A 22,969-nucleotide genomic window follows, 5' to 3' on the forward strand; every position below is an offset into this window, starting at 1 on the left:
GCTTTTGCGCCGTGCACAGCGGCGTATGACAGCCAGCTCCGGATGCCGAGGAGGTCATCGTGAGCCGTTTCACCGACAAGATGTTCCACAGCGCCATGACCAGTTCCAAGGGGATGGTCACCGGTGAGCCCGCCGAACCGGTGCGGCACACCTGGCGCGAGGTGCACGAACGGGCCCGCCGCATCGCCGGCGGCCTGGCCGCCGCCAACATCGGTCTCGGTGACGCGATCGGCGTGCTGGCCGGTGCGCCGGTCGAGATCGCGCCGGTGGCCCAGGGACTGTGGATGCGTGGTGCCAGCCTGACGATGCTGCACCAGCCCACCCCGCGTACCGACCTCGAGCAGTGGGCCAAGGACACCGCCACTGTCATCGACATGATCGAGGCCAAGGCTGTCATCGTCTCCGAGCCGTTCCTCATCGCGATCCCGGTGCTGCAGGAGGCCGGCGTCACCGTCCTCACGGTCGAGGACCTGCTCAAAGCCGACCCGATCGACCCCGTCGAGACCTCTGAGGATGACGTCGCGCTGATGCAGCTGACGTCGGGCTCGACGGGCTCGCCCAAGGCCGTCGTCATCACCCACCGCAACATCCACTCCAATGCCGAGGCGATGTTCATCGGGGCCAAGTACGACATCGACAACGACGTGATGGTCAGCTGGCTGCCCTGCTTCCACGACATGGGCATGGTCGGCTTCCTGACCATTCCGATGTATTTCGGGGCCGAGCTGGTCAAGGTCACCCCGATGGACTTCCTGCGCGACACGCTGCTGTGGGCCAAGCTCATCGACAAGTACAAGGGCACCATGACCGCGGCCCCGAACTTCGCCTACGCGTTGTTCGCCAAGCGGTTGCGCCGCCAGGCCAAGCCGGGTGAGTACGACCTGTCCACGCTGCGGTTCGCGCTGTCGGGTGCCGAGCCGGTGGACCCCGCCGACGTCGAGGACCTGCTGGACGCCGGGAAGCCGTTCGGCCTGCGGCCGGAGGCCATCCTGCCGGCCTACGGCATGGCCGAGACCACCCTGGCGGTGTCGTTCTCCGAGTGCGGTGCGGGGCTGGTTGTTGACGAGGTCGACGCCGACCTGCTGGCCGCGCTGCGCCGGGCCGTGCCCGCGAGCAAGGGCAATACCCGCCGGCTGGCCACCCTCGGCCCGCTGCTGAAGGATCTGGAAGCCCGCATCGTCGACGAGGACGGCAACGTGCTGCCGGCCCGCGGTGTCGGCATCATCGAGTTGCGGGGCGAGTCGCTGACTCCCGGTTACATCACGATGGGCGGCTTCGTCCCGGGCCAGGATGAGCAGGGCTGGCTGGACACCGGTGATCTGGGCTACCTGACCGACGAGGGCCACGTGGTGGTGTGCGGTCGCGTCAAGGACGTCATCATCATGGCCGGCCGCAATATCTACCCGACCGATATCGAGCGGGCCGCAGGCCGCGTCGACGGCGTGCGCCCGGGATGCGCGGTAGCGGTTCGTCTGGATGCCGGCCACTCGCGCGAAACCTTCGCGGTGGCAGTCGAATCCAACGCCTGGCAGGACCCGGCTGAGGTGCGTCGCATCGAGCACCAGGTGGCCCACGAGGTGGTCGCCGAGGTCGACGTACGGCCGCGCAACGTCGTGGTGCTGGGCCCGGGCACGATCCCGAAGACGCCGTCGGGCAAGCTGCGCCGCGCCAACTCGGTCGCGCTCGTCACCTAGTTCGCTTGTTGAGTGTGCGCCCAGGGCGGGATGTCGCGTGATTTCCCGCCCTGGACGCACTCTCAAACCTCGATAGCTGAGTATTGTGTACTATACTCAGCATGGCGCAGCGACGACTCGACGACCACCCGACCGTGCGAGCGGTCCGCAACCGCCCTCGGCCTGCGCCGCCCGCAGTGATCGACGCCGACGGGCTGCGTGCGCTCTGCCTGGCCGCCGGCGCCGATGACGTGGCCTTCGCCAGCGTGGACAACCCGGCGCTGGCCTCCGAGCGCGAGCACGTCGAGGCCGCCTTGCCGGGCGCCAAGAGTTTCATCGCCCTGGTGGTGAAGATGAACCGCGACAACGTGCGATCGGTGGCGCGCAGCGTGGCCAACCAGGAGTTCCACCGCAGCGGCGAGATCATCAACGAAGCCGCGCACCGGATCACTCGCGCACTGGAGGATGCCGGGCACCGCGCGCTGAACCCGTCGGCCACCTTCCCGATGGAGATGGACCGCTATCCAGGGCGGATCTGGGTGGTGGCCCACAAGCCGGTGGCGGTGGCCGCGGGCCTCGGGGTGATGGGCATCCACCGCAATGTCATCCACCCCAGGTTCGGCAACTTCATTCTGCTGGCCACCGTGCTCGTCAACGCCGAGGTCAGCAGTTACGGTGAGCCACTGGACTATTCGCCCTGTCTGGAATGCAAGCTGTGTGTGGCCGCCTGCCCGGTCGGGGCGATCAAGAAGGACGGTGCCTTCGACTTCGTCGCCTGCTCGGTGCACAACTATCGGGAGTTCATGGGCGGCTTCACCGATTGGGCGCAGACGATCGCCGACAGCGAGGACGCCGCCGACTTCCGCTCGCGGGTCACCGATTCGGAGAACGCATCGATGTGGCAGAGCCTGTCGTTCAAGGCCAACTACAAGGCCGCCTACTGTCTGGCGGTGTGCCCGGCCGGGGAGGAGGTCATCGAGCCCTATCTCGATGACCGCAAGGGTTTCATGGACCTGGTGTTGCGGCCGCTACAGGACAAGGTCGAAACCCTCTACGTGCTACCGAATTCGGAGGCCAAGGCGCACGCCGAGCGGCGCTATCCGCACAAGCCGGTGAAAGTCGTCGACAGCGGTATCGGCAGGCGTGCGTAGGCTGGTTCGATGGAGCGCGCACTCGGCTGGATCGGGGTGACCGGCGGGCTGTTGTCGATTCTCGTGGTGCTCGCCCTGGACGCCACATTGGGCGCCCAGCAGGTCCGAGGACGGTATCTGCGGGCGGCGACCATCTCGGAGTACGTGCACACCGCAGGCAGTGTGGCGTTCGTCGCCGCGGTGCTGACATTGGCCGTGACCTCGGCAGCCTTGCTGTACGGGCTCGTGCGCACGGGGGTGATCCGGTGGCTGTCGGCCGGTTCGGTGTTGCTGACGTTGTGGATCGTCGGGCTGGCGGCGGTGGCTGCCTTTCCCAAGCACAACTGGGCGGTCGGGCCGAGCCTGTCGGGCACCGTGCACCGGGTGGCGACGCTGGTCGCGTTCATCGCCCTGCCGCTGGCAGTGCTGGTGATCGCCCGCGGCCGCACCGGCACCGCCCGGGCGGCCCGATGGCTGGCCGGCATCGGAATCGGTTGGCTGATGGTGCTGTTCGCCGCGATCATCGTCGGTGCAGCGACCGACCAGGCGTGGTGGCGACTGATTCCGCTCGGACTGGTGGAACGGGGAATCGCTGGATTCGAGGTTGCGGCACTGATGGCGCTGGGACTGTGGCTGATTCGCGGTCAGGCTGCCCAGTCGCGACCACTGCAGTGACGGCGTCGTACACCTGCCACCAGCGCGCCTCATGGTCGGCGGGGGAGATGCGGCCCTCGTCCAGGGCCAGATCGGCCCGGTCCAGGGCGCGGGCCATAGCCCGCAGGGTGCGGTAGCGCTCGTCCATCTCGTCGTGGCCGTAGCCGGCCATGGAGGCCGCCCACAGGGTGCGGACCCGCCAGCGCAGATCACCGGCGAGTGCGAACGTCATGGCACCGCAGGCGATCACCAGCATGGTGCCGCCGATCAGCGCGGTCTCCGGCATACCGACCAGCGAGCCGCCGACCTGCAGACCCACCCACAGCGAAGCGCCCCACAGCGGCCAGGCCCGCCACAGCCGCAAGACCTGTCGCTGCCCCGGGCTGATCCCAGGTGGGAACACCACCAACCGATAGCGGGTCACGCCGAAGCGGGCCGGGTAAATGGTGAAGGAACCCCACAGACCTGATGTATTCACCTATCGAGATCTACGCCTGCCGGCCGGCCGGATCCGCGATCTATACGGAATCCTGACGCTGCGGGCGCAGGTTTTGACGCCGCCCTGTCACCAGGCGTGCACCTGATTCTGGGCGGCCTCCAGGCCGACGTCGATCAGCAGTTCGGTGGCGTCGGCGGCCAGTTCGCACAGTGTCGGGACCTCGGTGCGTTCGGTCGCCGAGAAGTTCTCCAACACGAACGCGGCCGGATCCTTGCGGCCGGGAGGCCGGCCGATGCCCACCCGCACCCGCTGGAAGTTCTTGGTGCCCAAGGCATTCGCAATGGAACGCAGACCGTTGTGGCCACCCTCGCCGCCGCCGAGCTTGAGCCGGATCTGGCTGAACTCGATGTCGAGCTCGTCGTGGATGACGATCAGGTCGGTGGGCATCACCGAATAGAACTTGGCCAGCGGGCCGACCTGGCGCCCGGACTCGTTCATAAACGTCCGGGGCTTGGCCAGCACAACGGGCCGGTGGCCGAGCCGGCCGGTGACGATCTCGGCGCCGGACTTCTTGTGCACCTTGAACGCCCCGCCCATCCGGGCGGCCAGCAGGTCGGCCACCATGAACCCGATGTTGTGCCGGGTCTTGGCGTATTGCGGTCCGGGGTTGCCCAGGCCGACGACCAGGAGAGGCTCGGCCATGCCCCGGGCTTACTCGGCCTCGGCCGACTCGCCCTCGGCCTCGCCGGCTTCGGCCTCCTCGGCGGCCTCGGCAGCGGTCTCCTCGCCGGCACCCTCGGCGTCGAGGTCCTCGGCGGTCGGGGCGGTCACGATGTTGACGACCAGCAGTTCGGGATCGCTGATCAGGGTGACGCCGCTGGGCAGCTCGACCTGGCCGGCGGTGATCTGGGTGCCTTCCTCGGCGCCCTCGATGGACACGGTCAGCTGCTGCGGGATCGACAGCGCGTCGGCCTCGATCTCGATGGCGGTGGCGTCCTGGGTGACCAGGGTGCCGGAGGAGGCGTCGCCCTCGAGCACGACCGGAACCTCGACGGTGACCTTCTCGCCGCGGCGCACGACCAGCAGGTCGGCGTGCTGCAGGCTGCGACGGATCGGGTGCACGGTGATCGCCTTGGTCAGCGCCAGCTGCTCCTTGCCCTCGATGTCGAGGGTGAGCACCGCGTTGGAACCGGCGTGGCGCAGCACGGCGGCGAAGTCGTGGGCGTTCAGCTCAAGGTGCTGCGGGTCGCTGCCGTGGCCGTAGAGCACGACGGGCACCAGGCCCTCGCGCCGGGCACGGCGCGATGCACCCTTGCCGGTCTTGCTGCGCACGGTGACGCTGAGTTTGTTGACGGGATTCTTCGCCATGATGGTGCTCCTGTGTTGCCTGTCGTGGGTCATCCGCACGGCAAAGGCAGGCACCAGATCGCTTCCGCGAAGCCTCGTCGATAACGGTGGCCGGACCACCCTCGCCGTGACGCGCCCCAAAGGCTAGCCGACGAGCGCCTCAGAACGGAAATTCAGTGCCTGTGAGCTGCTCGGACAGCGTCCACAGCGCGCGTGCGGTCTTGGTGTCCTGGGCCAGCGGGGTGCGGAACGTGGGGCCGGTCGGGCCGCGCATGACGAACCGCGGTCCGATGTAGGTGTTGCCCGGCAGCGCCTGGGACGCCGCATACAGCGTCTGGCGGGCGCCGAAGTCGGCGCTGGTGGCGAAGATGCTGTTGCCGGCGTCCCAGACCTGCGTGCCCAGCCGGTTGCCGGTGTTGCCCTGCAGGTTGGTCGCCGAGTAGCCGGGGTGGGCGGCGTAGGACTTCAGCGCCGAGCCCGCAGCGTCGAGGCGCTTCTGCAGCTCGCTGGTGAACAGCAGGTTGGCCAGCTTGGACTGGCCGTAGGCCAGCCACGCCGAGTACGGCCGGGCCTTCCAGTTCAGGTCCTTGAGGCTGATCTTGCCGAGGGTGTGCATGAACGACGAGACGGTCACCACCCGGTCGGTGACCTTGGGCAGGAGCAGGTTGGTCAGCGCGAAGTGGCCGAGGTGGTTGGTGCCGATCTGGCTTTCGAAACCGTCCTTGGTCTGGGCGTAGGGCACCGCCATGATGCCGGCGTTGTTGATCAGCACGTCGACGCTGTCGACGCCGTCGGCGAACGCGCGGACCGAGGCCAGATCCTGCAGGTCGAGGGCGCGGACCTCGACATTTCCGGTCATGGTCGCGGCGGCCTCGTCACCCTTGGTGGTGTTGCGGCAGGCCAGGATCGTGTGCGCCCCGACCCGGGCCAGTTCGCGGGCGGTCACCAGGCCCAGGCCGCTGTTGGCGCCGGTGACGATCACGGTGCGGCCGGCGAAGGAAGGCAGGTCTGCTGCGGTCCAACTCATGGCGACCACTTTAGGGGCGGCCGGATCGGACCCGTCGGCGGCATCGGGTGAGCTCTGAGGGTTCTCTGGCAATCGCGGGGCCGACGTGTCTTTGCCGCCGCAACGTTGTCGAATTGACGAACCAGACAATTCGTCGGCATCGGGGAGCTGCTCATGACCGGTACACCCGCGGCACGACCCTGCTCCCGATCCACTCTGTGGCTGGGCGCCGGTGCGCTGACGCTGGGCGTCGGTGCCGCACTGAGCTGTGGCTCGGCGGTGGCACACGCCGACAGCAGCGTCGGGAGCTCGCCGCGGCACCACAGCAGCCCGAGCGCGCCGTCACCGGCAGCGGCCAACAGCACCCGGTCCGTCGCCGGCCCGCACCGGCCATCGGCCGCGGTGGCGCGTCCCGCCGTCACCAGGACCGTGCGGGTGACGGCCAATCAGTCGCCTAATCCCGGGCTGGCCCTGCTCGACAACCTGAACACCGCGGTGCAGAACCTGACCGGGCGGCCCCTGGTCGGCGACGGCGCCGACGGCACCACCGACGCCCAGGGCGTCGGCACCGCGGGAGCACCGGGCGGCTGGCTGTACGGCAACGGTGGCGACGGCGGGAGCAGCACCGCGGCCGGCGCGGCCGGTGGAGCGGGAGGCGCGGCCGGGCTGGTCGGCAACGGCGGGGGCCGGGGGGGCGGGGGGCGGGGGCGGTGGAGCGGGAGGCGCGGCCGGGCTGGTCGGCAACGGCGGGGCCGGAGGTGTCGGCGGCTGGGGCGGTACGGGCGGCGCGGGTGGCACCGGCGGACTGCTGTACGGCAGTGGCGGTGCGGGCGGCGCCGGTGGCCCGACCGGGGCCGGTGGTGCCGGGGGCAACGCCTTCTTCGTCGGTGCCGGCGGACCCGGCGGCCTGGGCGGCCAGACAGCCCAGGGTGGTGCCGGCGGCCGCGGCGGTCTGATCGCCGGGAACGGCGGAGCAGGCGGCGACGGCGGGGTGCTGGCCGCCGGTGGATCCGGTGGCGCGCGCGGCCTGTTCGGCAGCCCGGGCGCCGACGGTGCCAACGGTGGCGCCCCGGCGATCGCGGTGTCCTATACGACGGCCAACAACTATTCGACAGTCCAGGTCTCCATCGGCGGCCAGGCCTTCCTGCCGATCGAGGTCGATACCGGATCCAGTGGTCTGCTCATCCCGATCACACAGATCGACGTGAGCACTCTCGAACCGACCGGCGTCACCAACATCACCGAGTACGGCGGATCCCAGCGCGACTACTACACCGAGTACCGGACGTCGATCGACTTCGGCAACGGCATGGTCACCCAGTCGACCGTCATCGGGGTCATCGACCGCGTCACCGAGCTCAAAGACGGCGTCTGGGTAGAGGTTCCGCAGGAGGACTGGACCAAACCCAAGTACGCCATCGACGCGGTGATGGGCGTGTGCTGGGGTGCCGACGGCGGCGGCCTGAGCAGCCCGATCCACGACCTGCCCACCGGTCTGAATCAGGGCTTCCTACTGAACCTGCCCGCGACGCAACTGGTGTTCGGTGCCAACCCGCTGACTCCGGTGACCACCGTATCCGGTTGGTATGCAACCACATTGGCTGCCCAGGTCAGCTATCGGGGCGTGGATTCGGCGATCACGCCGATCGTGAAGAACGTCGTCATCGACAGCGGTGGCCTCGGGGGGAGCGTTCCGCGCGACGTGTTGCCGTCGACGCTGTCGGACTATGAGGTCGACGACTACCTGCCGGTGGGCACCACGGTCTCCTACTACACCAGCGACGGCCAGACGCTGCTGTTCTCGACGACGGTGACCCAGGAGCAGTACGACGCGGGCAACGCCCCCTCGGTGTCGTCGTTCTCCGACGGCGCCAATACCGGGATCGCGCCATTCCTGCTGGGGCCGATCTACTTCTCCTACACGCCAGCCGATTTCGGCACCGTGTATTTCAACTACGCGCCGGCTACTTGAGGGTGACGGAGAAGCCCCTGATGATCGCCTCGACGTCGTCGGCCTGCGCGGCGGCCTGGTTGGCCAGCGTCGTCACGGTGAACTGCACCAGGTAGCGCTGGAACTTCGGCGCGGGCGTCACCGGGATCACCACCCGGTTATAGGAGTGTAGCCGGCGGTCCTCGAGGTCGTAGCTGCCTTCGATCATGGCCGACGGGAACCCGTCGAAGTCATCAGACGAGGAGTTGAGTTTGGTGAAGTTCTTCGACAACTCGGCGTCCACGCTGGCGTGCTTGAGCGCCTCGGCCACGTCGAAGTTACCGGTGAGCTTGAGCACCACCACCGTCGCCGTCGGATAGGTGTTGTTCTTGGCGATGATCTCGGTGCCGGGGGAGAAGTTCGGGTTGTCGTACTTCGTCCAGCCCGGCGGGCGCGGCAAGGTCACCGCGATGTCGGTGAGCTTGTCCAGGGGGATCTGCTCACCGGTGACGCCGAGACCGTAGAGGTAATCCGAGAGTGGTTGCGGCTTATCAGAACCCGCGGTGGTGGTCGTGGTGGTCGGGGTTGACGACCACACCGAGGAATAGTCCGGCGGATCGGCCCCGCAGGCCGTCAGCATCGTGGCCAGTGCGAGGGATGCAGCCGCCGCGCGTGCTCTCACAGAATCTCGTGGACCGCGTCGATCGGCCTGGCCAGCCGGGTGCCCTTGGGCGTCACCACGAACGGGCGCTCGATGAGGATCGGGTTGGCGGCCATGGCGTCCAGCAGCGCGTCGTCATCGGCGTCGGCCAGATTCAGCTCGCTGTAGAGGGATTCGCGTTTGCGCACCGCCGTACGCACGTCGATTCCGGCATCGGAGATCGGCGTGGCGATCTCGGCACGCGACGGCGGAGTCTTCAGGTATTCGACGACCGTGGGCTCGATGCCGTTCTCGCGCAACAGGTCCAACGTCTTGCGCGAGGTGCTGCAGCGGGGGTTGTGATAGATGACGCTGTCGGTCATGCGTCCCCGTCGAAAAGCCCGGTGACCGAGCCGTTTTCGAACACCGCCCGGATGGTGCTACCCAGCAGCGGGGCGATGGACAGCACGGTCAGCTGCGGGAAGCGCTTGGACTCCTCGATCGGCAGGGTGTTGGTGACGATCACTTCGCGGGCGCCGCTCTCAGCCAGCCGCTCGGCCGCCGGATCCGACAGCACGCCATGGGTGGCGGCGATGATGACGTCCTTGGCGCCGTCGTTGCGCAGCAGCTTCACCGCGCCGGCGATGGTGCCACCGGTATCGATCATGTCGTCGGTCAGCACGCAGGTCTTGCCCTCCACCTCACCGACCACGCGGTTGGACACCACCTGGTTGGGCACCCGCGGGTCGCGGGTCTTGTGGATGAACGCCAGCGGGGTGCCGCCGAGGGCGTCGGCCCACTTCTCGGCCACGCGCACGCGACCGGAGTCCGGCGACACCACGACCACGTTCTCGCAGTTGTAGTTGTCCCGGATGTAGCCGGTCAGCAGCGGCTGGGCCCGCATGTGGTCCACCGGGCCGTCGAAGAAGCCCTGGATCTGGTCGGTGTGCAGGTCGACCGAGACGATGCGGTCCGCGCCCGCGGTCTTGAGCAGGTCGGCGACCAGGCGGGCCGAGATGGGCTCGCGGCCGCGGTGCTTCTTGTCCTGGCGGGCGTAGGGGTAGAACGGCAGGATCGCGGTGATCCGCTTGGCGCTGCCGCGCTTGAGGGCGTCGATCATCAGCAGCTGTTCCATCAGCCACTTGTTCAGCGGCGCGGGATGGGACTGCAGCACGAAGGCGTCGCATCCGCGGACGGATTCGTCGAAGCGGACGAAGATCTCCCCGTTGGCGAAGTCGCGCGCGGTTTGCGCGGTGACCTGGACATTGAGCTCTTTGGCGACCTGCTCAGCCAGTTCCGGGTGCGCTCGGCCGGAGAAGAGCATCAGATTTTTGCGGTTGTCGGTCCAGTCCGTGCCCACTGTGTGCTGCCCTTGCCGGTCGGGGATCGATACGGGCCAATCGTACGGTGCCGGAGCGCCGGGTTACCAAAAAGGCAACATCTGGCGACGTGGATCACTGTCCGGTGTCGGCCTGCTTGGCCTTTCTGGCGGCCTCGGCCGACGCACTGTTCGGCCGCTTCTTCAGTACCCAGTCCTCGACGTTGCGCTGGGGTCCGGCCGAGATGGCCAGCGCGCCGGGCGGGACGTCGTCGCGCAGGACCGTGCCCGCGCCGGTGTAGGCGCCGTCGCCGACGGTGACCGGGGCGACGAACATGGTGTCGGACCCGGTGCGCACGTGCGAGCCGATGGTGGTGCGGCTCTTGTTCTCGCCGTCGTAGTTGACGAAGACGCTGGAGGCGCCGATGTTGCTGTGCTCGCCGATGTCGGCGTCGCCGACGTAGGTCAGGTGCGGCACCTTGGTGCCGGTGCCGATCACGGCGTTCTTGGTCTCGACGAACGCGCCGAGCTTGCCGTGCGCGCCGAGGTGGGTGCCGGGCCGCAGGTAGGTGAACGGGCCGACGGTGGCCCGCTCGCCGATCACCGACAGCTCGCCGTGGGTGCGGATCACGCTGGCGCCATCACCGACTTCCATGGAGGTCAGCGTGGTGTCCGGGCCGATGGTGCAGTTCGCGCCGATCTCGGTGGGCCCGAGCAGCTGTGTGCCGGGGTGGATGACGGTGTCGCGGCCGATGGTCACGTCGACGTCGATCCAGGTGGTCTGCGGGTCGACGACGGTCACCCCGGCGCGCTGGTGGCCGGCGACCACCCGACGGTTGAGCTCGCGGGCGATATCGGACAGCTGCACACGGTCGTTGACCCCGGCCACCAGGGCGTGGTCGTCGACGTGGTTGGCGTGCACGATCTGGCCGTCGGCCCGCACGATCGAGATGACATCGGTCAGGTACAGCTCGTGTTGGGCGTTGTCGGCCGACAGCCGGCTCAGCCCGGAGCGCAGTGCGGCGATGTCGAAGGCGTAGATGCCGGCGTTGACCTCGCGGATGGCGCGCTGCTGCGGGGTGGCGTCGGTTTCCTCGACGATCGCGATGACCTCGCCGTCCTGGGTGCGCAGGATGCGGCCGTAGCCGGTGGCGTCGGGAACCGTGGTGGTCAGCACGGTCACCGCTGCGTGTTCGGCGCGGTGGCTGTCGATCAGCGCGGCCAGCGTCTCGGAGTCGAGTAGCGGGACATCACCGGCGGTGACGACCACGACGCCGTCGAAGTCGTCGGGCAGGGCCGACAGGCCGCACATCGCCGCGTGCCCGGTGCCCAGCTGCTGGTCCTGGACAGCCACCTCGACCGCGCGGCCCAGGGTGGCGGCCAGTTCGCCGACCACCGGGGCGATCCGCTCGCGGTCCTTCCCCAGCACCACCACGACCTGCTCGGGGGCCAGCTTGGCCACCGCGTGCAGGGCGTGGGCGAGCATGCTGCGTCCACCGAGGGTGTGCAGAACCTTGGGGGTGTCCGATCGCATCCGGGTGCCCGCCCCGGCTGCCAGGACCAGAACCGCTGCCCGGTGGTGTGTGGTCACCCCGACCTCCCAGTGTGCGATGTCATACGCGCCACGCCGTCCAGACCGTATGAAACCGCACAGTCGCGCTCGTTGTTGCTTGCTCCGTCGCCAGGACTCGAACCTGAACTATCTGAACCAAAATCAGAGGTGCTGCCGATTACACCACGACGGACTGGCTGTCTTGTTCGCCTAGAGACTCTAGTGCAAAGCCGTACTGTGATAGCCGTGGCAGCACCCGAGAAGGAGCCGCGCGCACCTCGGGCGCGGATGACCGGCACCGAGCGGCGTCGACAGCTGATCGACATCGCCCGGTCGCTGTTTGCCGAGCGTGGCTACGAGGGCACCTCGATCGAGGAGATCGCGCTGCGGGCCAATGTTTCCAAGCCGGTGGTCTACGAGCACTTCGGCGGCAAGGAAGGCCTGTATGCGGTGGTCGTCGACCGCGAGATGTCGGCGCTGCTGGACGGCATCACCTCCTCGCTGACCAACAACCGGTCCCGGGTGCGGGTCGAGCGGGTGGCCCTGGCCCTGCTCACCTACGTCGAAGAGCGCACCGACGGGTTCCGGATCCTGATCCGCGACTCCCCGGCGGCGATCAGCACCGGCACCTACTCCAGCCTGCTCAACGACGCCGTGAACCAGGTGTCCTCGATCCTGGCCGGCGACTTCGCTCGGCGTGGTCTGGACCCGGAGCTGGCGCCGCTGTACGCCCAGGCGCTGGTCGGGTCGGTGTCGATGACCGCGCAGTGGTGGCTGGACACCCGCGAGCCGAAGAAGGAAGTGGTGGCCGCGCATCTGGTGAACCTGATGTGGAACGGACTGACCCACCTCGAGTCCGATCCGCAGCTGGAAGCGGACTAACGAATCAAGGCCCGCCGCAACGTCTTCGGCGCACGCCGCCTAGAATGGTCACATCATGACCGCACCGGGGCACCAGTATGTCCAGACCCCGATCGCGGGTCTGGTCGAATTGGCGCTGCGCGCACCCACGTTCGCCGAATTGGCGGATCGCGCCGCGCAGCGCCCCGCCGAACTGGCCGTGGTCGGACCTGCCAGCGCGAAGCTCTACACCGCGTGTGCGCTGGCGCACGGTGGCCCCCTTCTCGTGGTCACCGCCACCGGCCGGGAGGCCGACGACCTGACTGCCGAACTACGCGGAGTGTTCGGCGACGCGGTCGCGATGTTCCCGTCCTGGGAGACGCTGCCGCACGAACGCCTGTCGCCCGGCGTCGACACCGTCGGTGCGCGGTTGCTGGTGCTGCGTCGGCTGGCCCACCCCGACGATGCGCGCCTGGGCCCGCCGCTGCGGGTCGTGGTCACCACGGTGCGATCGCTGGTGCAGCCGATGGCTCCCGACGTCGCCGACATCGAACCGGTGATCCTGGCGACCGGAGCCGAGCTGGACTTCGACGATCTGGTCGCCCGACTGGTCGAGCTGGCCTACAGCCGGGTGGACATGGTCGGCAAGCGCGGGGAGTTCGCCGTGCGCGGCGGCATCCTCGATCTGTTCCCGCCGACCGCCGAGCACCCGGTGCGCGTCGAGTTCTGGGGCGACGAGGTCAGCGAGATCCGGATGTTCTCGGTGGCCGATCAGCGCTCGATCCCGGAGATCGACGTCGACACCGTGGTGGCGCTGCCCTGCCGCGAGCTGCTGCTCACCGAGGAGGTGCGCGGGCGGGCGGCCAAGCTGGTCGCCGACCGGCCGAGCGGGGACGACAACCGGGTGACCGGCAGCGTCGGAGACATGCTGGCCAAGCTGGCCGAAGGTATCGCCGTCGACGGGATGGAGGCGCTGCAGCCGGTGCTGCGGCCCGACGAACTCGGCCTGCTCATCGACCATCTGCCCGCCGGCACCCCGGTGCTGGTGTGCGATCCGGAAAAGGTGCGCACCCGCGGGGCCGACCTCATCAAGACCGGCCGCGAGTTCCTGGAGGCGTCGTGGTCGGTGGCCGCCATCGGCGGTGACGCCCCGATCGACCTCGAGCAGCTGGGCGGGTCGGGGTTCCGCGAGCTCGGCGAGGTGCAGCAGGCCGCCGCCGTGAGCGGGCATCCGTGGTGGACGCTGAGCCAGCTGGCCGACGAGCGGGCGGTCGAACTCGACGTGCGCCCCTCGCCGAGCGCACGCGGGCAGCAGAGCAATGTCGACGAGATCTTCGCGATGCTGCGTGCCCATGTCCTGACCGGTGGGTTCGCCACAGTCGTCGCCCCGGGTACCGGCACCGCGCACCGCGTCGTCGAACAACTCGCCGAGCGCGACACCCCGGCGGCCATGCTGGAGGCGGGCGAAGCGCCGAAGACCGGTGTGGTGGGTGTGCTCAAGGGCCCGCTGCACGACGGCATCGTGGTGCCCGGCGCCAACCTGGTGGTGATCACCGAGACCGACCTGACCGGCAACCGCGTCACCGCCACCGACGGCAAACGGCTGGCGGCCAAGCGCCGCAACACCGTTGACCCGCTGGCACTGACGGCCGGTGATCTGGTGGTGCACGATCAGCACGGCATCGGCCGGTTCGTGGAGATGGTCGAGCGCACGGTCGGCGGGGCGCGCCGCGAGTATCTGGTGCTGGAGTACGCGTCGTCCAAGCGCGGCCAGGCCGCCGACCGGCTCTACGTGCCGATGGACTCACTCGATCAGCTGTCTCGCTACGTCGGCGGCCAGGAACCCAGCCTGAGCCGGCTCGGCGGTAGCGACTGGGCGAACACGAAAACCAAGGCGCGCAAGGCTGTTCGCGAGATCGCCAGCGAGCTCGTGGCGCTGTACGCCAAGCGGCAGGCCGCCCCCGGACATGCGTTCGGCCCGGACACGCCATGGCAGGCCGAGATGGAGGACGCGTTCGGGTTCACCGAGACCATGGACCAGCTGACCGCCATCCAGGAGGTCAAGAGCGACATGGAGAAGCCGGTCCCGATGGACCGGGTGATCTGTGGTGACGTGGGGTACGGCAAGACCGAGATCGCGGTGCGCGCGGCGTTCAAAGCAGTGCAGGACGGTAAGCAGGTGGCGGTGCTGGTGCCCACCACGCTGCTGGCCGACCAGCACCTGCAGACCTTCACCCAGCGGATGACCGGTTTTCCGGTGACGGTGAAAGGGCTGTCGCGGTTCACCGATCCCGCCGAGTCGCGGGCCGTCATCGAGGGTATGGCCGACGGCAGCGTCGACATCGTCATCGGTACTCACCGGTTGTTGCAGACCGCGGTGCGCTGGAAGGACCTCGGCCTGGTGATCGTCGACGAGGAACAGCGCTTCGGCGTCGAGCACAAGGAACACATCAAGAGCCTGCGCACCCACGTCGACGTCCTGACCATGAGCGCCACCCCGATTCCGCGCACGCTGGAGATGAGCCTGGCCGGCATCCGCGAGATGTCGACCATCCTCACCCCGCCCGAGGAGCGCTACCCGGTGCTCACCTACGTCGGGCCGCACGACGACAAGCAGGTGGCCGCAGCACTGCGCCGTGAACTGCTGCGCGACGGGCAGGCGTTCTACATCCACAACCGGGTTAGCAGCATCGACGCGGCCGCCGCGCGGGTCAAGGAACTGGTGCCCGAAGCGCGGGTGGTGGTGGCGCACGGGCAGATGCCCGAAGACCAGTTGGAGCGCACCGTCGAAGGGTTCTGGAACCGGGAGTTCGACATCCTGGTGTGCACCACGATCGTCGAGACCGGTCTGGACATCTCGAATGCCAACACGTTGATCGTCGAGCGCGCCGACACTTTCGGCCTCTCGCAGTTGCACCAGTTGCGCGGCCGGGTGGGCCGTAGCCGCGAGCGCGGGTACGCCTACTTCCTGTACCCCAGGGAGATGCCGCTCACCGAGACCGCCTACGACCGGCTGGCCACCATCGCCCAGAACAACGAACTCGGCGCCGGTATGGCAGTGGCGTTGAAGGACTTGGAGATTCGCGGCGCCGGCAACGTTCTGGGTGTCGAACAGTCCGGACACGTCGCCGGGGTGGGTTTCGACCTGTACGTCCGGTTGGTGGGCGAGGCCGTCGAGGCCTACCGGGCGGCGGCCGACGGCAAGATGGTCACCACCGCCGAGGAGCCCAAGGACGTCCGGATCGATCTGCCGGTGGATGCCAACCTGCCGCCGGAGTACATCGCCAGCGACCGGCTGCGGCTGGAGGCCTATCGCAGGCTGGCCGCGGCGGGCGACGATGCCAGGGTGGCCGCGGTGGTCGAGGAACTCGTCGACCGCTACGGCCCGCTGCCCGAACCGGCGCAGCGACTGGTCGCGGTCGCGCGGCTGCGGCTGTTGTGCCGCCAGTACGGTGTCACCGAGGTGGCGGCCACCGGAACCGGTTCTCCCACAACACTTCGGCTGTCCCCGCTGACGCTGCTGGACTCCGCACAGCTGCGGCTCAAACGGGTTTATCCGGGAGCCAGCTACCGGGCGACGACATCGACGATCCAGGTGCCGATCCCGCGCGCCGACAGCGGGGTGGGTGCGCCACGGATCCGTGATCTGGAGTTGGTGCAGATGGTCGCCGACCTGCTGCTGGCACTCGACGGACGCCCGCAGGGCGAGGTCGACATCACCACGTTCAGCCCGGCGGCCCAGTCGTGACGGTCGTCCTGGTGGATCCGCGCCGGCCCGCGCTGGTACCGGTCGAAGCGATCGAATTGCTCAGCGGCGACGTGCAATACACCGAGGAGATGCCCGTCCGGGTGCTCTGGTCGCTGCCGTCGGCCCGGCCGGTGTCCACCGGCCAGGACGCTCTGGTGCTGCTGTCCTCGGACCGCGAACATCCCGCCGTCAAAGCCCGGCTGGCGGCGGGTGATCGGCTGATCGCCGTACCCGATCCACAGCCCGGCGAGCGGCTAGTCGACGCGGTGGCGGTGATGGACCGGTTGCGCACTGCGGGTCCGTGGGAGAGCGAGCAGACGCACGACTCGCTGCGCCGCTACCTGTTGGAGGAGACCTACGAGCTGTTCGACGCGGTGCGCGGCGGCAACCTGGAAGAACTGCGCGACGAGCTCGGCGATGTGCTGCTGCAGGTGCTGTTCCACGCCCGCATCGCCGAAGAGGCCACCCATCAAGCCTTTTCGATCGACGATGTGGCCGATGCGCTGGTTCGTAAGCTCGGCAACCGGGTGCCCGCGGTGCTGGCCGGTGAGTCGATCAGCCTGGAAGAGCAACTGGCCCAGTGGGAGCAGCGCAAGGCGTTGGAGAAAGCTGCCCGCGCGTCCTGCGTGGATGACATCCCGACCGCGCAGCCCGCACTTCTGCTGGCGCAGAAAGTGATCGCCCGGGTACAGAACGCCGGCCTGCCCGCTGATCTGATCCCCGAGTCGATCACCACGGTGACGGTCAGTGCCGACTGCGACGCCGAGAATGAGCTGCGCACAACGGTTCTGGAGTTCATGGACACTGTGCGCTCAGCCGAGCGGGCCATCGCCGCCGCGCGGGGCGAGATCGGCGGCGCGGCCAGCGCGCCCACAGAAGGGCAGTGGCGGGCGCACTGGCCGACGGTCTGAATGCCCGAGGGTGAAACAGTGGCGTCGAGTGTGCGTCCACGGCGGTGTTTCGGCCGAAATCTCGCCCTGGGTGCACACTCGATGCCGAGGGTGCACGGCCGACGGGCTCAGCCCAGCAGCGTCGAACCCCAGTACTCGCCGTCGCGCAGTCCCGGCGGGCAGGCGAAGATCCCGCTGCCGGTGTGGGTGATGTACTCGTTGAGCGCGTCTCGGCGGGCCAGTTCGGACTGCATCGGGATGAACTGTTTGGCCGGATTGCGCATGAACGCGATGAAGAACAGCCCGGCGTCCAGATGCCCGAATCCGTCGCTGCCATCGGTGAAGTTGTAGCCGCGGCGCAGGATCCGGATACCACCCAGGTGCTGGTGTGAGGCCAGCCGCACGTGGGCATTGAGGTCGATCAGCGGGGTGCTCTTGTTGTCGACGAGGTCGAGGTTGAGTTCCTCGAACTCCTGGGTCAGCCCGTTGGGTGCGCCGCTGCCCTTCTGCCTGCCGATCACCCGCTCCTGCTCGAGCAGGGTGGTCCGGTCCCAGTTCTCGATCCGCATCCTGATACGACGGCTGACTAGATAACTGCCGCCGGTCATCCAGGACGGCCCATCCCCGTCGGCCACCCACACCTGGTCGTCGAGCGTCCCGGTGTCCTCGGCCTTGATGTTGTTGGTTCCGTCCTTGAACCCGAACAGGTTTCGCGGGGTGGACTGCTCGCGGGTGGTCGACGAGGTGCGGCCGAACCCGAGCTGGGAGTAGCGCACCGCGACGGTGCCGAAGCCGACCCTGGCCAGGTTGCGGATCGCGTGCACCGCCACCTGCGGGTCGTTGGCGCAGGCCTGCACCACGATGTCACCGCCGCAGCGCGCCGGGTCCAGCGTCTCGTTGGGGAACTTCGGCAGGTTCTCCAGCAGCGCGGGCTTCTGCCCGGCGATGCCGAAGCGGTCCTTGCCATCCTTGCGGAAGAAGCTCGGGCCGAACCCGATGGTCAGCGTCAGCTGCGAGGCCGGCAAGCCCAGCGCCTCACCGGTATCGGCAGGCGGCGCATAGGGATTGAGCCCGATCGCCCCGTCGTGGACGGCCTCGTGGCCGGCGGTCATCCGCTCGGCCATGCCCGTCCACTCCTGCAGCATCGCCACCACGTCGGCCTTCGAATCGGTGGTCACGTCGAAGGTGGCGAAGTGCATCCGGTCCTGCGCCGGGGTGACGATGCCGGCCTGATGGGTGCCGCGGAACGGCACCGGCTTGTCCAGGCCGTGATCGGCCGTGGCGGCCGCCGAGGCCCGCCCGGCCAGCGCCCCGGCGCCGGCCGCGCCGACCACCGCGGCGGTGACGCCGGCGGCGCCGAACAGCTTGCGCCGGGACAGCCCGGACCGGACCGGTTCGGGCGCCTCGACCGGTTCGGTGTTACTGGGGAGCGATGACACCTTGAACCTGGCTCACTTCCTTGCTCAGCGCGTCGATCGCGCGGGACAGTTCCTGACGCTGCGGCTCGGTCACCGTGTCGTAGGAGACGAAGCCGTCGCCCTTGCGGTACTTGGCCAGCAGGGCCTCGACGTCGGCGAACCGCTTGTCGACGCGCTTGCCGAGTTCGGCGTCACGCTCGTCGAGGATCGGGCGCACCGAGGCCACCGCGGTCTGTGACCCCTGGACGTTGGCCTCGAAGTCCCACAGGTCGGTGTGGCTGAAGATGTCTTCCTCGCCGCTGATCTTGCTGATCGCCACTTCGTCGAGCAATCCCTGTGCGCCACCGGCGATCTGGGTGGAGTCGATGGTCCAGCCGGGCGCCTTCACGCCGTCGTTGAGTTCCTTGACGTCGGCCACCAGCTGGTCGGCGATCGCGTTGGTGTCCGGCTGCAGGCCGCTGACCCACAGGTCCTTCTCCAGCCGGTGGAAGCCCGTCCACTTCTGGCCCGGCTCCAGGTCGGCCTCACGCAGGTCGATGCGCGGGTCCAGATCGTTGGGGAAGGACTCGGCAACCGGCTCGATGCGCTCGTAGTAGGTGCGGGTGGTCGGGTACAGCGACTTGGCCTTGGCGACGTCGCCGGCCTTGATCGCCGCGGCGAAGGCCTCGGTGGCCGGGACCAGGGCGTCGGTCTGGCTGTTCACGTAGCGCTTGTAGCTGTCCGAGGCTTCCTTGAACTTGCCCTCGGTGTCCACCGTGACCGCGTCGCCGGTGACCACGAAGTCACCGCGGATGCCGTCGCCGATCATGCCGGGCTTGCAGGCGGTCTGATAGGTGCCCGGCTGGGTGAGCTGCACGATGAGCTTGCGCTGCAGTCCGGGGGAGATGTTCTCCACTTCGCCCATCACCCGCTCGCCCTCGCCGTAGACGTAGAACTCGGTGACCTTGGTGCCGTTGTTGGTGATGACGAAGGTGCTCGGTCCGGTGGTGGCCTTGGTGCCCGACAGGGTGCAGGCGCCGTCGGAGGCGTCGACGGTGATCTGCTCGGCCTTGTTGCCCGACTCGGCGGAGGTGGATTCCTTGGCCGTGCACCCGGCCAGGGACAGACCGGCCAGGAGCGCGGCCGTCACGGCGGCACCGGACTTGAGGGAGGCGGCAGGCAGGATCACGAAGCGGACCTTTCGGGTTGAGGGGTTTGCTCCGGAGTGGTGGAGCTGGTGGGGGTTTTGGCGGTCACCGGACGCAGGAACACGGTCAGCACCACCGCGAGGTAGGTCAGCCAGCCGATGAGCTGCAGCACGGTCGGGGTGGGGGTGATGTTGAAGACGCCCTGGATGATCTCGCCGTACCAGGACGACCAGTTGAACCAGGCGGTGATGTCGAAGGCCTTGCTGCCCAGGCCGGGCAGCCAGCCGACGGTCTGCAGGGCGCCGATGCCGTAGGACAGGATGCCGGCGGCGACCACGATCAGGAACGCGCCGGTGTAGGCGAAGAACTTGGCCAGGTTGATCCGGACCGCCCCGGCGTACATGCCCCAGGCGATCGCCGCGGCCACAGCCACCCCGACCAGCAGGCCCAGCAGCGGCCAGGCGGTCTCGGCTTCGGCGTAGCCGACCATGAACAGCGCGGTCTCGAAGCCCTCCCGGCCGACGGCCAGGAACGCCAGCATGAACACCGCGGCCGCGCCGGTCTCCAGCGCGCGCGTCATCCCGGCGCGCAGTTCACCGGAAAGCCCGGCCGAGGCCTTGCGCATCCACAGCACCATCGAGGTGACGATGGCGACGGCGACCAGGGAGGCCACCCCGGCGATCGCCTCGGCGGCCAGGTCTTTGATCGTGTAGGTGCCGTACTGGATCACCAGAAAGACGGTGACCGTCATCGCGACGGCGGCGGCCACCCCCAGCCAGACCCACTTCAGGGCGTCCCGGCGCTGCGATTTCACCAGGAATGCGACCAGAACCATGACCACGATTCCGGCCTCGAGACCCTCCCGCAGACCGATGAGTCCACTGCCGAACAACTGAGCCGGAACTGTCGGTGCCGCAGCGGCAAAAGACGTGGTCATCGGCAGTTCCTCACAGACTTCTGGACAGGCAGCTAAGGCTTACCAAACGAAGGTTGGGCTTACCTTAGCAGGTAGGCGGAAAGCACGTTATCGGCTCGATCTTTGGCTTTGCTAGGGACTAACGACCCTGAACCCGTGGGACGATGTACAGACCGAAAGTGGGTTCGAGGAGTTCCGTGTCGTCATCGCGTTGGGTGCGGGCTGGCGCCGTCATCGCGACAGCCGCCGTGCTGCTTGCCGCGAGTTGTTCGTGGCAGCTGGGCACCCCCATCCCTGAGGGCGTTCCGCCGCCGGCCGGCGACCCGGTGCCCGCGATCGACACTCACGCCAAGGGCAGGCCCGCCGACCAGTTGCACGAGTGGGCAGCCGAACGCGCGCCCGCGCTCGGCATCCCGGTCAAGGCACTGGAGGCCTACGCCTATGCCGCGCGGGTGGCCGAGGTGGAGAACCCCAACTGTCATCTGGCGTGGACCACGCTGGCCGGTATCGGGATGGTGGAAAGCCATCACGGCACCTACCGCGGGGCGACGATCGCCCCCAACGGGGATGTCAGCCCGCCGATCCGCGGCGTGCACCTCGACGGCACCAACGGCAACCTCGAGATCATCGACAACGAGGAGTCGCTGGACGGCGACCCGGTGTACGCCCGCGCGATGGGCCCGATGCAGTTCATCCCGGAAACGTGGCGGCTCTACGGGGTGGACGCCAACAACGACGGGGTGATCAGCCCGGACAACTTCGACGACGCCGCGCTGTCGGCCGCCGGCTACCTGTGCTTCCGTGGCAAAGACCTGGCCACCCCGCGCGGCTGGATGAATGCCCTGCACGCCTACAACCACTCTGACCAGTACGCCCGCACCGTGCGGGACTGGGCGACGGCCTACGCCCAGGGACACCCGCTCTGACAGCCCTCCTCATAGTCCTCGCGGGGTCCACCGACCATCTAGGCTATGAGCCGTCAGTGGGCCAGCCGCCCAGAGCCGGACGAGGACGTTCGTCGCACACCACGACGCAAGGAGAAGCCAGTGCCCATCATCGAGCAGGTTGCGGCCCGCGAGATTCTCGACTCCCGCGGTAATCCGACCGTCGAGGTCGAGGTGGCCCTGATCGACGGCACCTTCGCCCGCGCGGCCGTCCCGTCGGGCGCGTCCACCGGCGAGCACGAGGCCGTCGAACTGCGCGACGGCGCGGCCCGCTACGGCGGTAAGGGTGTCGAGAAGGCCGTCGAGGCGGTGCTCGACGAGATCGCCCCAGCGGTCATCGGGCTCAACGCCGACGACCAGCGACTCGTGGATCAGGCGTTGCTGGACCTCGACGGCACCCCGGACAAGTCCCGGCTGGGCGCTAACGCCATCCTCGGCGTTTCGCTGGCGGTCGCCAAGGCTGCCGCAGACAGTGCCGCGCTGCCGCTGTTTAGGTACCTGGGCGGACCCAACGCCCACATCCTGCCGGTGCCGATGATGAACATCATCAACGGCGGCGCGCACGCCGACACCGGCGTGGACGTCCAGGAGTTCATGATCGCCCCGATCGGCGCGCCGAGCTTCAAGGAGGCGCTGCGCTGGGGTGCGGAGGTCTACCACTCGCTGAAGTCGGTGCTCAAGAAGCAGGGCCTGGCCACCGGCCTGGGTGACGAGGGCGGCTTCGCTCCCGATCTGCCGGGCACCAAGGCCGCGCTGGATCTCATCGGCAGCGCCATCGAGGGCGCCGGCCTCAAGCTCGGGTCCGACGTGGCGCTGGCCTTGGACGTCGCCGCCACCGAGTTCTTCACCGCGGGAACGGGCTACAGCTTCGAGAAGGAGACCCGGACCGCCGCCCAGATGGCCGAGTTCTACGCCGGTCTGCTCGACGCCTACCCGCTGGTGTCCATCGAGGACCCGCTGTCGGAGGACGACTGGGACGGCTGGGTGGAGCTGACCACCGCGATCGGTGACCGGGTGCAGCTGGTCGGCGACGACCTGTTCGTCACCAATCCGGAGCGCCTGGAAGAGGGCATCGAGCGCGGCGCGGCCAACGCGCTGCTGGTGAAGGTGAACCAGATCGGCACCCTCACCGAGACCCTCGACGCGGTGTCGCTGGCCCACAACAGCGGCTACCGCACGATGATGAGCCACCGCAGCGGCGAGACCGAGGACACCACGATCGCCGACCTCGCCGTCGCCGTCGGCAGCGGCCAGATCAAGACCGGTGCACCGGCGCGCAGCGAGCGGGTGGCCAAGTACAACCAGCTGCTGCGCATCGAGGAAGCCCTGGGCGACGCCGCCCGGTACGCCGGCGATCTGGCCTTCCCGCGGTTCGTGGCAGGCGAGTAGGACTCACT

At 68.5% G+C, this 22,969-nt stretch carries 19 protein-coding genes, 1 tRNA gene and 2 pseudogenes; 10 read left to right on the forward strand and 12 right to left on the reverse strand.

Annotated elements, in window-relative coordinates; translation table 11 throughout:
* Positions 1 to 59: 59 nt before the first annotated feature.
* The 3 genes from BN3385_RS12320 to BN3385_RS12330 all read left to right on the forward strand — a co-directional run bounded on the left by BN3385_RS12320 (position 60) and on the right by BN3385_RS12330 (position 3,478).
* Positions 60 to 1,694: a fatty acyl-AMP ligase gene (locus BN3385_RS12320; RefSeq protein ID WP_059017046.1), complete on the forward strand. Its 1,635-nt coding sequence runs from the start codon at positions 60 to 62 to the stop codon at positions 1,692 to 1,694.
* A 101-nt stretch (positions 1,695 to 1,795) separates the two neighbouring features.
* Positions 1,796 to 2,824 (forward strand): epoxyqueuosine reductase, encoded by a 1,029-nt coding sequence (locus BN3385_RS12325; protein WP_059017047.1) that lies wholly within the window; start codon positions 1,796 to 1,798, stop codon positions 2,822 to 2,824.
* 9 nt (positions 2,825 to 2,833) lie between these two features.
* Positions 2,834 to 3,478 (forward strand): DUF998 domain-containing protein, encoded by a 645-nt coding sequence (locus BN3385_RS12330; protein WP_059017048.1) that lies wholly within the window; start codon positions 2,834 to 2,836, stop codon positions 3,476 to 3,478.
* A gap of 52 nt (positions 3,479 to 3,530) precedes the next feature.
* Here BN3385_RS12330 and BN3385_RS29315 read toward each other — a convergent pair.
* The 4 genes and pseudogenes from BN3385_RS29315 to BN3385_RS12350 all read right to left on the reverse strand — a co-directional run.
* Positions 3,531 to 3,935: pseudogene (locus BN3385_RS29315) on the reverse strand (DUF6611 family protein); the annotation flags it as partial.
* A gap of 87 nt (positions 3,936 to 4,022) precedes the next feature.
* Positions 4,023 to 4,598: an aminoacyl-tRNA hydrolase gene (gene pth, locus BN3385_RS12340; RefSeq protein WP_059017050.1), complete on the reverse strand. Its 576-nt coding sequence runs from the start codon at positions 4,596 to 4,598 to the stop codon at positions 4,023 to 4,025.
* A gap of 9 nt (positions 4,599 to 4,607) precedes the next feature.
* The gene (locus BN3385_RS12345) at positions 4,608 to 5,264 is read right to left on the reverse strand and encodes a 50S ribosomal protein L25/general stress protein Ctc (RefSeq protein ID WP_059017051.1); all 657 of its coding nucleotides are present in this window, start codon (positions 5,262 to 5,264) and stop codon (positions 4,608 to 4,610) included.
* 139 nt (positions 5,265 to 5,403) lie between these two features.
* A complete protein-coding gene (locus tag BN3385_RS12350; protein WP_059021860.1) occupies positions 5,404 to 6,270 on the reverse strand; it encodes an oxidoreductase in 867 nt (288 codons plus the stop codon).
* A 426-nt stretch (positions 6,271 to 6,696) separates the two neighbouring features.
* Here BN3385_RS12350 and BN3385_RS28925 point away from each other — a divergent pair.
* Both BN3385_RS28925 and BN3385_RS12355 read left to right on the forward strand, forming a co-directional pair.
* Positions 6,697 to 7,318 (forward strand): annotated as a pseudogene (locus tag BN3385_RS28925) (PGRS repeat-containing protein); the annotation flags it as partial.
* Positions 7,319 to 7,330: 12 nt separating this feature from the next.
* Entirely contained in the window at positions 7,331 to 8,221 is an 891-nt protein-coding gene (locus BN3385_RS12355) for a PecA family PE domain-processing aspartic protease (RefSeq protein WP_231748844.1), read from the forward strand.
* Here BN3385_RS12355 and BN3385_RS12360 read toward each other — a convergent pair.
* The 5 genes from BN3385_RS12360 to BN3385_RS12380 all read right to left on the reverse strand — a co-directional run bounded on the left by BN3385_RS12360 (position 8,214) and on the right by BN3385_RS12380 (position 11,882).
* Complete coding sequence (locus BN3385_RS12360; RefSeq protein WP_059017053.1) at positions 8,214 to 8,819, reverse strand: LpqN/LpqT family lipoprotein; 606 nt, start codon at positions 8,817 to 8,819, stop codon at positions 8,214 to 8,216. The genes BN3385_RS12355 and BN3385_RS12360 overlap by 8 nt on opposite strands.
* 38 nt (positions 8,820 to 8,857) lie before the next feature.
* The gene (gene arsC / locus BN3385_RS12365; protein WP_059017054.1) at positions 8,858 to 9,202 is read right to left on the reverse strand and encodes an arsenate reductase (glutaredoxin); all 345 of its coding nucleotides are present in this window, start codon (positions 9,200 to 9,202) and stop codon (positions 8,858 to 8,860) included.
* Positions 9,199 to 10,179 carry a ribose-phosphate diphosphokinase gene (locus tag BN3385_RS12370; RefSeq protein WP_059017055.1) on the reverse strand — a complete coding sequence of 327 codons (981 nt, stop codon included), beginning with the start codon at positions 10,177 to 10,179 and terminating at the stop codon, positions 9,199 to 9,201. Before BN3385_RS12370 ends, arsC begins: the two co-directional genes overlap by 4 nt.
* Before the next feature lie 94 nt (positions 10,180 to 10,273).
* The gene (gene glmU / locus BN3385_RS12375; RefSeq protein ID WP_082690444.1) at positions 10,274 to 11,728 is read right to left on the reverse strand and encodes a bifunctional UDP-N-acetylglucosamine diphosphorylase/glucosamine-1-phosphate N-acetyltransferase GlmU; all 1,455 of its coding nucleotides are present in this window, start codon (positions 11,726 to 11,728) and stop codon (positions 10,274 to 10,276) included.
* Between the two features lie 82 nt (positions 11,729 to 11,810).
* A tRNA-Gln gene (locus BN3385_RS12380) sits at positions 11,811 to 11,882 on the reverse strand.
* A gap of 95 nt (positions 11,883 to 11,977) precedes the next feature.
* On the opposite strand from BN3385_RS12380, the gene BN3385_RS12385 reads away from it, so the two are divergent.
* Genes BN3385_RS12385 through BN3385_RS12395 form a run of 3 tightly spaced genes read left to right on the forward strand, consistent with a single transcriptional unit; the run spans position 11,978 to position 17,188 of the window.
* Entirely contained in the window at positions 11,978 to 12,571 is a 594-nt protein-coding gene (locus tag BN3385_RS12385; RefSeq protein WP_059017056.1) for a TetR/AcrR family transcriptional regulator, read from the forward strand.
* A 55-nt stretch (positions 12,572 to 12,626) separates the two neighbouring features.
* On the forward strand, positions 12,627 to 16,277 hold the full coding sequence (gene mfd, locus BN3385_RS12390) for a transcription-repair coupling factor (protein ID WP_059017057.1): 3,651 nt from the start codon (positions 12,627 to 12,629) through the stop codon (positions 16,275 to 16,277).
* Positions 16,274 to 17,188, forward strand: coding sequence for a nucleoside triphosphate pyrophosphohydrolase (locus BN3385_RS12395; RefSeq protein ID WP_059017058.1), 915 nt, complete (start codon positions 16,274 to 16,276; stop codon positions 17,186 to 17,188). Before mfd ends, BN3385_RS12395 begins: the two co-directional genes overlap by 4 nt.
* A 107-nt stretch (positions 17,189 to 17,295) precedes the next feature.
* On the opposite strand, the gene efeB is transcribed toward BN3385_RS12395, so the two are convergent.
* The 3 genes from efeB to efeU are packed head-to-tail and all read right to left on the reverse strand — an operon-like array spanning position 17,296 to position 20,649.
* A complete protein-coding gene (gene efeB, locus BN3385_RS12400) occupies positions 17,296 to 18,606 on the reverse strand; it encodes an iron uptake transporter deferrochelatase/peroxidase subunit (protein WP_059017059.1) in 1,311 nt (436 codons plus the stop codon).
* Positions 18,587 to 19,753, reverse strand: coding sequence for an iron uptake system protein EfeO (gene efeO / locus BN3385_RS12405; protein ID WP_059017060.1), 1,167 nt, complete (start codon positions 19,751 to 19,753; stop codon positions 18,587 to 18,589). Before efeO ends, efeB begins: the two co-directional genes overlap by 20 nt.
* Entirely contained in the window at positions 19,750 to 20,649 is a 900-nt protein-coding gene (efeU, locus tag BN3385_RS12410; protein ID WP_059017061.1) for an iron uptake transporter permease EfeU, read from the reverse strand. The genes efeO and efeU overlap by 4 nt, the downstream gene beginning before the upstream one ends.
* Positions 20,650 to 20,825: 176 nt before the next feature.
* Between efeU and BN3385_RS12415 the strand changes: the two genes are divergently transcribed.
* Positions 20,826 to 21,554 (forward strand): lytic transglycosylase domain-containing protein, encoded by a 729-nt coding sequence (locus BN3385_RS12415; RefSeq protein ID WP_059017062.1) that lies wholly within the window; start codon positions 20,826 to 20,828, stop codon positions 21,552 to 21,554.
* Positions 21,555 to 21,674: 120 nt separating this feature from the next.
* Positions 21,675 to 22,961 carry a phosphopyruvate hydratase gene (gene eno, locus BN3385_RS12420; RefSeq protein WP_059017063.1) on the forward strand — a complete coding sequence of 429 codons (1,287 nt, stop codon included), beginning with the start codon at positions 21,675 to 21,677 and terminating at the stop codon, positions 22,959 to 22,961.
* Positions 22,962 to 22,969: the final 8 nt, after the last annotated feature.

The sequence above is a fragment of the Mycobacterium sp. M26 genome (assembly GCF_001494595.1).
Taxonomy (GTDB): Bacteria; Actinomycetota; Actinomycetes; order Mycobacteriales; family Mycobacteriaceae; genus Mycobacterium.